Origin of the sequence: Micromonospora deserti (assembly GCF_003236335.1) — a bacterium.
In the GTDB taxonomy this organism is placed as follows: domain Bacteria; phylum Actinomycetota; class Actinomycetes; order Mycobacteriales; family Micromonosporaceae; genus Micromonospora; species Micromonospora deserti.
Genome location: NZ_POUB01000201.1, coordinates 1 through 11,131, shown reverse-complemented (window position 1 = coordinate 11,131; position 11,131 = coordinate 1). Strand labels below are relative to the sequence as shown.

Here is an 11,131-nt window from a genome sequence, read left to right as displayed (position 1 = left end):
CGGTTGAGGAGGGCGGCTCGGCGGGCGGTGCGGGCGGTGCGGATCTCCGCCTCGTCGGCGGAGAGCATCAGGCGCAGACCAGCGTTGACGGCGAGCCAGCGCAGCGGTTCCGGCTCCCACCTGGGCGAGCGGTGGTTGACCCAGGGGAGGGCGGTCAGGTCGCTGGGTTCGCCCCGGATCAGGTGGGCCAGGGTGCGGCCGGCGAGGTTGCTGGTGCCGACACCGTCGCCGACGTAGCCACCGGCCCAGGCCAGCCCGCTGGCCCGTTCGAAACCGACCGAGGCCGCCCAGTCCCGGGCCACGCCGAGCGGGCCGCCCCAGGTATGGGTCACCGGCACGTCCGGGCCGAGCACCGGGAAGAGTTCGCCGAGGGCACGCCGCAGCGCGGTGAAGACCCGCGGTTCCCGGTCGTAGCCGGGGGAGACCCGCGATCCGAAGTGGTACGGCGCCCCGCGCCCGCCGAAGGCGAGCCGCCCGTCGGCGGTGCGCTGGCCGTAGATGATCACGTGCCGGTGGTCGGAGAACGTCTCCCGATCCGCCAGCCCGATCCGCGTCCACGTCTCGGGCGACAGCGGCTCGGTGGCCACCATCAGCGAGTAGACCGGCGCGACCGTGCGGCGGTGCCCGGGCAGCGCCGGGGTGTAGCCCTCGGTGGCCCGGACCACCACCGGCGCCCGCACGGTCCCGGCCGGGGTCACCGCCGCGCCGGCCCGGATCGCCGTCACCGGGGTCCGCTCGTGGAGGCTCACCCCGCGGCGTTCCACCGCCCGGGCCAGGCCACGGACCAGCCGGGCCGGGTGCACGGCGGCGCAGTGCGGGGTGTACGTCCCGCCGCGTACGCCCTCGGCGGCGCAGCGGGCGGCGGCCTCGTCGGCGTCGAGCAGCGCCAGGTCCTCCGGCCCGAGCCCGTACTCGCGGGCCTCCGCGACGGCCGCTCGAGCCCGGTCGAGCTGCGGGCCGGTGCGGGCGAGCACCACTGTTCCGCCGTACGCCCAGTCGCAGTCGATGCCCTCGGCGGCGGCCACCCGACCGATCTCGCGGACGGTGGCCTGCATGGCCCGCTGCATGGCGATCGCGGCGTCCCGGCCGTGCCGGCGGGCCAGCGCGGGCAGCGCCGTGGGGAAGAGCGCCGAGCACCAGCCGCCGTTGCGGCCGGAGGCCCCGTACCCGGCGATCTCCGACTCCAGCACGATGATCCGCAGGCCCGGGTCGGCGCCGGCCAGGTAGTACGCCGTCCACAGCCCGGTGTAACCCGCGCCGACGATCACCACGTCGGCGTCGGTGTCGCCGGGCAGCGGCGGGCGCGGCGTCAACGGTTCGTCCACGGTGGACATCCAGTACGACAGGTCCTGGTAGCGCATCACCACTCCGGTACGACGGCGGCCGGGCCGGCGTGCGCCGTGGGGGCGCGGGGCCGACCCGGCCGGGACGGGCGAGGGTCTACAGGCGCGACCACGCCTCGGTGAGCACGGCCCGCAGGATCTGCTCGATCTCGTCGAACTGCTGCTGCTCGGCGGTCAGCGGCGGGGCGAGCTGCACCACCGGGTCGCCGCGGTCGTCGGCGCGGCAGTAGAGGCCCGCCTGGAACAGCGCGGTGGAGAGGAAGCCGCGCAGCAGCCGCTCGGACTCGGCCTCGTCGAAGGTCTCCCGGGTGGTCTTGTCCTTGACCAGCTCGATGCCGTAGAAGTAGCCGTCGCCGCGTACGTCGCCGACGATCGGCAGGTCGTGCAGCTTCTCCAGGGTGGCCCGGAACGCCGCCTCGTTGGCCCGGACGTGCCCGACCAGGTCCTCGCGGGCGAAGACCTCCAGGTTGGCCAGGGCCACCGCGCAGGAGACCGGGTGGCCGCCGAAGGTCACCCCGTGGGCGAACATGCCGGTCTCGGTGAGGAACGGCTCCATCAGCCGGTCGCTGGCGATCATCGCGCCGAGCGGGGCGTACCCGGAGGTGATGCCCTTGGCGGTGGTGATGATGTCCGGCTGGTAGCCGTAGCGGAGTGCGCCGAAGTACTCGCCGAGCCGGCCCCACGAGCAGATCACCTCGTCGGAGACGAGCAGCACGTCGTACGCGTCGCAGATCTGGCGTACCCGCTCGAAGTAGCCGGGCGGTGGTGGGAAGCAGCCGCCGGAGTTCTGCACCGGCTCCAGGAAGACCGCGGCGACCGTGTCCGGCCCCTCCCGTTCGATGGCCCGGCCGATCTCGTCGGCGGCCCAGCGGCCGAACGCCTCGGGGTCGTCGCCGTGTTCTGGCGCGCGGTAGAAGTTGGTGTTCGGCACCTTGATGCCGCCGGGCACCAGCGGCTCGAAGTCGCTCTTGATCCCGGGCAGGCCGGTGATGGACAGCGCGCCCATCGAGGTGCCGTGGTAGGCGATGTACCGGCTGACCACCTTGTGCTTGGTCGGCTTGCCGGTGCGCTTGAAGTACGCCCGGGCCAGCTTCCACGCCGCCTCGACGGCCTCGGAGCCGCCGGTGGTGAAGAAGACCCGGTTCAGGTCACCCGGTGTCAGCGCGGCGATCTTCTCGGCGAGCTCCACCGCCTTCGGGTGGGCGTACGACCAGAGCGGGAAGTACGCCAGCTCGCCGGCCTGCTTCGCGGCGGCCTCGGCCAGCTCGGCGCGGCCGTGGCCGGCGTTGACGACGAAGAGCCCGGCGAGCCCGTCGAGGTAACGGCGGCCCTGGGAGTCCCAGATGTACGCGCCCTCGCCGCGCACGATGGTCGGTACCGCGGTGTCGGAGTAGCTCGCCATCCGGGTGAAGTGCATCCAGAGGTGGTCGGTGGCGTTGGCCATGTCAGCCCCATCGAGTCTCGGGCCGGTCAGGGGTGACACCGGCCGCTCTGCCCACGGTTATCCCACAGCCCTGGGGCGGAAAGCAAGTGTGATCGGTGGCGAACGGCTCCTAGAGCAACGGAATCAGCGAGCAGCTGTGCGGTGAGCAACGGAATCCGTATCCCGGCTTGCTGTGGGTGTGGCGGGCGTCGAGCCGGGGCTGGTGGGACCCGTCGTGTCGACCGCCACCGGGTCACGGCCGGTGCGGGCGCTGTCGAGCTGCCCCGTCTGTGCGCCCACGTCGACCGCGGACCGCTGCCCGCCGGCGACGGTTGGTCAGGCGGTGCCCCACGAATAGGTCTGCTTGCGCAGCTTGAGGTAGACGAACGCCTCGGTGGAGAGCACGCCCTCGACCGCCCGCAGCCGCTGGAGGATCTCCAGCAGGTGGTCGTCGTTGCGGCAGACCACCTCGGTGAGCAGGTCGAACGAGCCCGCCGTGATCACCACGTAGTCCACCTCCTCCAGTTCGGCGAGGCGGTCGGCGACCGCCTCCAGGTCGCCGTTGGTGCGTAGGCCGATCATGGCCTGCCGGGGGAAGCCGAGCTGGAGCGGATCGGTCACCGCGACGATCTGCATCACCCCGGCGTCGAGCAGCCGCTGCACCCGCTGGCGGACCGCCGCCTCGGAGAGCCCGACCGCCTTGCCGATGGTGGCGTACGGCCGGCGGCCGTCCTCCTGGAGCTGTTCGATGATCTGCTTCGCCACGTCGTCCAGCAGAACGTGGCTCGCGCCGTCACGAACGGTGACCCGCCGTCCACCGTTGCCGTTGTCCTGTTGCCGGTTCGCCATCGACCGCTCCCCATGTCCGTCCCGGGTTGAGCCTAGTGTCACCGCGCAGTCTGGCGTATTTCGTCGTCCAGGGCTAATCCCGCAACGGAATCCCTTGTAAGGAAGGTCACCTCATGTCAGGATCAGTCGTCCACCGCACTTGACCCTCCCGCCGGCGCGCCACCCCGTCCTGCCGCCGACGATGACCCCCTAGGAGTCGTCACATGCGAACTCCCCTCCGGCCCCTCACCCGGCGTGGACTGCTCACCGGCACCCTCGGCTCGGCCGCGCTGCTTGCCGCGGGCGGCTCGGTGGCCGGCTGTGGCACCAAGGCCGCCACGCAGACCGAGGCCGGCTGTGTCAGCGAGGACCTCTCCGGCACCGAGAAGAAACTGGCCTTCTCCAACTGGCCGCAGTACATGGACGTCGACGAGAAGGACGAGTCCAAGCGGCCCACCCTCGACGCGTTCGTCGCCAAGAGCGGCATCCAGGTGACCTACACCGAGGACGTCAACGACAACAACGAGTTCTTCGGCAAGGTGCAGAACCAGCTCGCCGGGTGCCAGGCCACCGGACGGGACATCATGGTCCTCACCGACTGGATGGCCGCCCGGATGATCCGCCTCGGCTGGATCCAGAAGCTGGACAGGTCGAAGCTGCCCAACGTCGATGCCAACCTGCTCCCGTCGCTGCGCAACCGGTCCTTCGACACCGAGAACCAGCTCGCCATCCCGTGGCAGTCCGGCCTCGCCGGCCTCGCCTACAACGGCAAGGTGACCAAGGAGATCCGCACCGTCGACGAGCTGCTCACCCGCCCCGACCTCAAGGGCAAGGTGACCGCCCTCAGCGAGATGCGCGACACCATCGGCCTGCTGTTGCAGTCCAACGGTCACGACCCGGCGAACTTCACCTCCGCCCAGTTCGACGACGCGCTGAACAAGCTGAAGAAGGCCGTCGACTCCGGCCAGATCCGCAGGTTCACCGGCAACGACTACGCTCCCGACCTGGCCAAGGGTGACATCGCCGCGTGCATCGGCTGGTCCGGCGACGTCATCCAGCTCGGCTTCGAGGACGAGAACATCGCGTTCGTGGTGCCCGAGTCCGGCGTGATGCTCTGGTCGGACAACATGCTGGTGCCGAACAAGGCCACCCACAAGGGCAACGCCGAAGAGCTGATCAACTACTACTACGAGCCGGCGGTCGCCGCGCAGCTCGCCGCATACGTCAACTACATCTGCCCGGTCAAGGGTGCCCAGACGGAGATGGAGAAGATCGACCCGGAGCTCGCCGAGAACCCGCTGATCTTCCCCGACGAGGCCATGCTGTCGAAGTCCAGGGTCTTCATGGCCCTGGACGAGAAGCAGGAGCGCGAGTACGAGGCCAAGTTCCAGCAGGTAATCGGGGCGTGACAGCGATGGGACACGATGCACCGGCCGGCGACCTGCGGCTGGCCAACCTCACCAAGCGGTTCGGCATCTTCACCGCGGTGGACGACCTCAGCCTGACCATCCCGCAGGGCTCGTTCTTCGCCCTGCTGGGCGCGTCCGGCTGCGGCAAGACCACCACGCTGCGGATGATCGCCGGCCTCGAGGCGCCGACCAGCGGGCAGGTGCTGCTCGGCGACCGGGACATCGCCCGGCTGCGGCCGTACAAGCGGCCGGTGAACACCGTGTTCCAGAGCTACGCGCTCTTCCCCCACCTGGACATCTTCGAGAACGTGGCCTTCGGGCTGCGCCGTCGCGGCATCCGCAAGGTCGGCGACCAGGTCGAGCGGATGTTGTCGCTGGTGCAGCTCGACGGCTACGGCCGGCGCCGGCCCGCCCAGCTCTCCGGCGGGCAGCAGCAGCGGGTGGCGCTGGCCCGGGCGCTGATCAACCACCCGCAGGTGCTGCTGCTGGACGAGCCGCTCGGTGCGCTCGACCTGAAGCTGCGCCGGCAGATGCAGATCGAGCTGAAGCGGATCCAGACCGAGGTCGGCATCACCTTCGTGCACGTCACCCACGACCAGGAGGAGGCCATGACGATGGCCGACACCGTCGCGGTGATGAACGCCGGCCGGATCGAGCAGCTCGGCGCCCCGGCCGACATCTACGAGTTCCCCGCCACGGCCTTCGTGGCGAACTTCCTCGGCCAGTCCAATCTGCTCGCCGCCGAGGCGGCCGGGCCCGCCGGGGGCGAGGTGCCGGTTACGGCGCACGGCGGTCGTTACTCGGTGCCCGTCGGCCGGTCCCGGATCGACCACGGGCCGGTCTACCTGGGCGTACGCCCGGAGAAGCTGCACCTGGTCGGCTCCGCCGACCAGGTCCCCGCCGGGCACCAGCACGTCACCGGGGTGGTCACCGACGCCTCCTACGTCGGGGTCAGCACCCAGTACCTGCTGCGTACCGGCTGGGGCAGCGAGCTGTCGGTGTTCGTGGCCAACAGCGGCGCGGCCGGGCCTCTGCCGGTCGGCACCCAGGCGGTGGCGTACTGGGATCCGCGGCACGCCTTCCTGCTGCCCCGCGAACCGGGCCAGGACGACCGGACCACGCCGGTGCTCGACGAGCCGGTGGGAGCCGCCTCGTGAGCGAGCGAACCAGCCAGCCCGGTACCGCCGCGCCGGCCGGCGCCGAGCGAAGCGAGACGGCGGCATGAGTGCTCTCGCGCACGTACCCACCGGATCGGGGCAGCCGGCGACGCCGCCGGCCGCCCGGTCCGGGCGGTACCGGTTCCTGCCGTACCTGTTGCTGCTGCCGGGCGCGGCCTGGCTGTTCCTCTTCTTCGCGCTGCCGCTGGTGCAGCTCGCCGCCGCGAGCCTCTACGACCCCAGCGGCTCACTCGCCACCGGGTATGCGCTGACCTGGGCGTTCGGCAACTACCCGGACGCGCTTCAAGCGTACTGGCCGCAGTTCACCCGGTCCTTCCTCTACGCCGGGATGGCGCTGGTGCTCGCCCTGCTGATGGGCTACCCGCTGGCGTACGCGATCGCGCAGAAGGCCGGCCGGTGGAAGAACCTGCTGCTGGTCTGCGTGGTCGCCCCGATGTTCACCAGCTTCCTGGTGCGCACCCTGGCCTGGAAGACCATCCTGTCGGACAACGGCTGGATCGTCGGGCTGCTGCGCGACGTGCACCTGCTCGGCCCGGACGGCCGGCTGCTGGCCACCCCGGTCGCGGTGGTGCTCGGCCTGACGTACAACTTCCTGCCCTTCCTGGTGCTGCCGCTGTACGCGAGCCTGGAGCGGCTCGACTACCGGCTGCTGGAGGCGGCGAGCGACCTGTACGCCAGCCCGCTGCGGGCGTTCCGCAAGGTGACGCTGCCGTTGTCGATGCCCGGCCTGGTCGCCGGAACGCTGCTCTTCTTCATCCCGGCCAGCGGTGACTACATCAACGCGGAGCTGCTCGGCACGCCGAAGGAGTACATGATCGGCAACGTCATCGACTCGGCGTTCCTGGTGCGGCTGGACTACCCGCAGGGCGCGGCGCTGTCGTTCCTGCTGATGGCGGCGATCCTCGCGGTGGTCTTCGGCTACCTGCGCAAGGCCGGCACGGACGAGGTGTTGTGATGAGCGCGAGGAGTGCAGCGCAGCGGAGCCGCGCGGTCACGAACGAAGGGCGGCTCCGATGACCCGGATCTCCCGCTGGCTGGCCGACCGCTGGCTGATGGGCGTGGCGCTGCTGGTGCTCGGCTACCTCTTCCTGCCGATCGCCGTGGTCGCCGGCCTGTCCTTCAACCGCCCGTCCAGCCGGCTGTCGTACGACTTCAACGAGTTCACGCTGGACAACTGGCGGCGCCCCTGCGCCACCTCCGACATGTGCGACGCGGTGGTACGCAGCGTGCAGATCGGCTTCCTCGCCACCGTGGTGGCCACCGTGCTCGGCACGCTGATGGCGTTCGCGCTGGTGCGGCACCGGTTCCGTGGCCGGTCCGGGATCAACGTGCTGATCTTCCTGCCGATGGCCACCCCGGAACTGGTGATGGGCACCTCGCTGCTCGCCCTGTTCGTCTCCGCCGGGGTGCCACAGGGCTTCTGGACCATCGTCATCGCGCACGTGATGTTCTGCGTGTCGTTCGTGGTGGTGACCGTCAAGGCGCGGCTGGCCGGGATGGACTCGCGACTGGAGGAGGCCGCGATGGACCTCTACGCCAGCGAGTGGCAGACCTTCCGGCGGATCACCCTGCCGCTGGTGCTGCCCGGCATCGTGGCCGCCGCGCTGCTGGCCTTCTCGCTGTCGTTCGACGACTTCATCATCACGAACTTCAACGCCGGCACCACCGTCACGTTCCCGATGTACGTCTGGGGAGCCGCCCAGCGGGGCATCCCGCCGCAGGTCAACGTCATCGGCACCGCGATGTTCCTGATCGCGCTGCTGCTGGTCCTGGCCAGCACGCTGCGCGGCCGGCGGGCGAAGCGGTTCTCGTGACCGGCCCGGACACCGGCCCGGCGCTCGCCGACGCGGCGCCCGTGCCGTACTGGCTCGACCGTCCGGAACGCCCCGACCCGCTGCCCGCCCTCACCGGCGGTACCGACACCGATCTCCTGGTCGTCGGCGGCGGCTACGCCGGCCTGTGGGCCGCGTTGCAGGCCAAGCGGGACGCCCCGGAGCGGGACGTGCTGCTGGTCGAGGCGGGCACCTGCGGCTGGGCGGCGTCCGGGCGTAACGGCGGGTTCTGCGCCGCCTCGCTCACCCACGGGCTGGCCAACGGCGTCGAGCGGTTCCCCGACGAGATCGACGTGCTGGAGCGGCTCGGGCGGCAGAACCTCGACGCCATCGCCGACACCGTCAGCCGGTTCGGCATCGACTGCGACTTCGAGCGCACCGGCGAACTGGCCGTCGCCGTCGAGCCGTACCAGCTCGACGGGCTCGCCGAGGACGCCGGGCTCGCCCGCCGGTACGGCCACGACGTACGACTGCTCGACCGGGACGAGGTGCGCGCCGAGGTGGACTCGCCGACGTACCTCGGCGGGCTCTGGGACCGCGACCGGGTGGCCATGCTCGACCCGGCCCGGCTCGCCTGGGGGCTGCGCCGCGCCTGCGTCGAGGTGGGGGTGCGGATCCACGAGCACACCCGGGTCACCGGGCTGCGCCGCGATGGCGCCGCGCTGCGGGCGACCACCGCCGGCGGTGCCGACCGCGCACCCGGTTCGGCACGCGCCCGGCAGGTGGTGCTGGCGACCAACGCGTTCCCGCCGCTGTTGCGCCGGCTGCGGGCGTGGATCGTGCCGGTCTACGACTACGCGCTGATGACCGAGCCGCTGACCGAGGCGCAACGGACGTCGATCGGCTGGGCGAACCGGCAGGGACTCGCGGACACCGGCAACCAGTTCCACTACTACCGGATCACCGGGGACGGCCGGATCCTCTTCGGCGGCTACGACGCGATCTACCACTACGGCAACCGGGTGGCCCCCGAACTTGAGCAGCGGCCGGCCACCTTCACCGCGCTCGCCCAGCACTTCTTCACCACGTTCCCGCAGCTCGACGGCCTTCGGTTCAGCCACCGCTGGGGCGGGGTGATCGACACCTGTACCCGGTTCTGCCCGTTCTTCGGCACCGCGTACGGCGGGCGGCTGGCGTACGCGACCGGCTTCACGGGCCTCGGCGTCGGCGCCACCCGGTTCGGTGCCCGCGTCATGCTCGACCTGCTCAGCGGCGAGGACACCCCGCTGACCCGGCTGGAGCTGGTGCGCAGCAAGCCGTTGCCGTTCCCGCCGGAGCCGCTGCGGGCCACCGGCATCCAGCTCACCCGCTGGTCCCTGTCCCGCGCCGACGCGCGGCAGGGACGGCGGAACCTCTGGCTCCGTACGCTCGATCGGTGTGGTTTGGGGTTTGATTCCTGATGCGGGTCCTGCTCGTCGCCGCCACCGTCGACGCCGCGTCCGCGGACGCGCTCGCCGACCTGTGCCGCGAGCACCGGATCACCCACGTGCTCAAGGCGGTCGACCCCCACCACGTCGTCGACAACGAATGGTCGATGAGCGAGTACAGCCACCAGGCCGTCGCCTGGCAGACCGCGGTGAACGCCGTGGTGGCGCTGGAACTGCTCGCCACCGGCGCCTGGTCCGGCACCGGGGTGCTCGGCCCGGAGGCGCTGCCGCCGCAGCCCTACCTGGATCTGCTCAACGGCTACGGTTCGCCGTGGGGAATGGAGGAGCGGTGACGCGCTACGGCGCGATGTACGGGCCGGACCTGACCTTCCTCGGCGTACCCGCGTGCGACCTGTCCGATCCGGCGTCCTTCGCCGACGCCGACGTGGTGATCGTCGGGGCGCCGTTCGACGGCGGCACCTCGCACCGGCCGGGCACCCGGTTCGGCCCGTCGGCCATCCGGCAGGCCTGCTACCTGCCGCACGACGGCTCCCGGCCGTCCCTCGCGCTGCGCGTCGACGGCCTGCGGGACCTGCGGGTGTATGACGCCGGCGACGTGGAGATGTTCTCCGGCGACATCGAGCGCTCCCTGGCGGCCCTGGAATCCGCCGTCTACACCGTCTCCTCCTCCGGTGCGATCCCGATCGTGCTCGGCGGCGACCACTCCATCGCGCTGCCCGACGCCACCGGGGTGGCCCGGCAGCACGGGCTCGGCCGGGTGTCGCTGGTGCACTTCGACGCGCACGCCGACACCGGCGACATCGAGTTCGGCTCGCTGCACGGGCACGGCCAGCCGATGCGCCGGCTCATCGAGTCCGGGGCGGTACGTGGCGACCGGTTCCTCCAGATCGGCCTGCGTGGCTACTGGCCGGGGCCGGAGACGCTGACCTGGATGGCCGGGCAGCGGATGCGGTCGTACGAGATGACCGAACTGGTGTCGCGTGGCCTGGACTCATGCCTGTCCGAGGCCTTCGCGATCGCCGTCGACGAGTGTGAGGGCGTCTTCCTCTCCGTCGACGTGGACGTGGTCGACCCGGGCATGGCGCCGGGCACCGGCACCCCCGAACCGGGTGGGCTGACCTCCCGGCAACTGCTCGACGCGGTCCGCCGGTGCTGCTACGAGCTGCCCGTGGTCGGCGTCGACGTGGTCGAGGTCGCCCCGCCCTACGACCACGCCGACATCACGGCCTACCTGGGCAACCGGGTGGTGCTGGAGGCGCTGTCGGCGATCGCCCGCCGCCGCCGCGACGCCGCCGGCGGCCAGCGGTGGGACCCCCACCAGCCCCTGCTGGATGGCCGCTGACCGGATGTCCGTAATGCCCGTGCTGCTGCTCGGCGACTCGTGCGCTCGGGGCTCGGCTCCGCATCATCTTCGACTACGGCAACGACCTGCGTCAGATCGCTTGAGGTAGAAGGGCGAAGCTCGCCAACCCGTCGTCGGTCAGCTCGACCGGCGGGGTGGTCTGCCGTCGGCGACCTCCTCGCGCCCATCGTGGCGCAGCTCAACCCCGATCGCCAAGGGCAGCCGGCGGGGTTCAAGGGGAGGTTCTTTTCGCACAAGGTCACAGTCCTGAACTGGGTATCGCTCCCACCGCGTACCCGGACGCGAACATCACCGACGACGGGAGGAGACAACGGTGAAGGTGCGGCGCAAGCACATGCTGGCGGCGGGGGTGGCGGTGGTCGCCGGG

10 protein-coding genes are annotated in these 11,131 nt (G+C 71.3%); 7 read left to right on the top strand and 3 right to left on the bottom strand.

What is annotated here, in order from left to right; genetic code table 11:
- The 3 genes from C1I99_RS23195 to C1I99_RS23185 form a co-directional block, all read right to left on the bottom strand.
- Window positions 1–1,361: NAD(P)/FAD-dependent oxidoreductase (locus C1I99_RS23195; protein WP_199562359.1), on the bottom strand; the 1,361-nt coding region annotated here is incomplete at its 3' end.
- 79 nt (window positions 1,362–1,440) lie between these two features.
- The gene (locus tag C1I99_RS23190; RefSeq protein ID WP_111136324.1) at window positions 1,441–2,787 is read right to left on the bottom strand and encodes an aspartate aminotransferase family protein; all 1,347 of its coding nucleotides are present in this window, start codon (window positions 2,785–2,787) and stop codon (window positions 1,441–1,443) included.
- 315 nt (window positions 2,788–3,102) lie between these two features.
- On the bottom strand, window positions 3,103–3,615 hold the full coding sequence (locus C1I99_RS23185; protein WP_111136323.1) for an Lrp/AsnC family transcriptional regulator: 513 nt from the start codon (window positions 3,613–3,615) through the stop codon (window positions 3,103–3,105).
- Window positions 3,616–3,818: 203 nt separating this feature from the next.
- Here C1I99_RS23185 and C1I99_RS23180 point away from each other — a divergent pair, with 203 nt between their 5' ends.
- The 7 genes from C1I99_RS23180 to speB all read left to right on the top strand — a co-directional run bounded on the left by C1I99_RS23180 (window position 3,819) and on the right by speB (window position 10,743).
- The gene (locus tag C1I99_RS23180) at window positions 3,819–5,003 is read left to right on the top strand and encodes a polyamine ABC transporter substrate-binding protein (protein WP_111136322.1); all 1,185 of its coding nucleotides are present in this window, start codon (window positions 3,819–3,821) and stop codon (window positions 5,001–5,003) included.
- 5 nt (window positions 5,004–5,008) lie between these two features.
- Complete coding sequence (locus tag C1I99_RS23175) at window positions 5,009–6,160, top strand: ABC transporter ATP-binding protein (RefSeq protein WP_111136321.1); 1,152 nt, start codon at window positions 5,009–5,011, stop codon at window positions 6,158–6,160.
- A gap of 64 nt (window positions 6,161–6,224) precedes the next feature.
- Entirely contained in the window at window positions 6,225–7,136 is a 912-nt protein-coding gene (locus C1I99_RS23170; RefSeq protein WP_111136320.1) for an ABC transporter permease, read from the top strand.
- 58 nt (window positions 7,137–7,194) lie between these two features.
- Entirely contained in the window at window positions 7,195–7,995 is an 801-nt protein-coding gene (locus tag C1I99_RS23165; RefSeq protein ID WP_111136319.1) for an ABC transporter permease, read from the top strand.
- Window positions 7,992–9,413: an NAD(P)/FAD-dependent oxidoreductase gene (locus C1I99_RS23160; protein WP_111136318.1), complete on the top strand. Its 1,422-nt coding sequence runs from the start codon at window positions 7,992–7,994 to the stop codon at window positions 9,411–9,413. The genes C1I99_RS23165 and C1I99_RS23160 overlap by 4 nt, the downstream gene beginning before the upstream one ends.
- Window positions 9,413–9,733, top strand: a complete 321-nt coding sequence (locus C1I99_RS23155) for a saccharopine dehydrogenase C-terminal domain-containing protein (protein WP_233512663.1) — start codon at window positions 9,413–9,415, stop codon at window positions 9,731–9,733. Before C1I99_RS23160 ends, C1I99_RS23155 begins: the two co-directional genes overlap by 1 nt.
- On the top strand, window positions 9,730–10,743 hold the full coding sequence (gene speB / locus C1I99_RS23150; RefSeq protein ID WP_111136317.1) for an agmatinase: 1,014 nt from the start codon (window positions 9,730–9,732) through the stop codon (window positions 10,741–10,743). Before C1I99_RS23155 ends, speB begins: the two co-directional genes overlap by 4 nt.
- Window positions 10,744–11,131 lie beyond the last annotated feature (388 nt).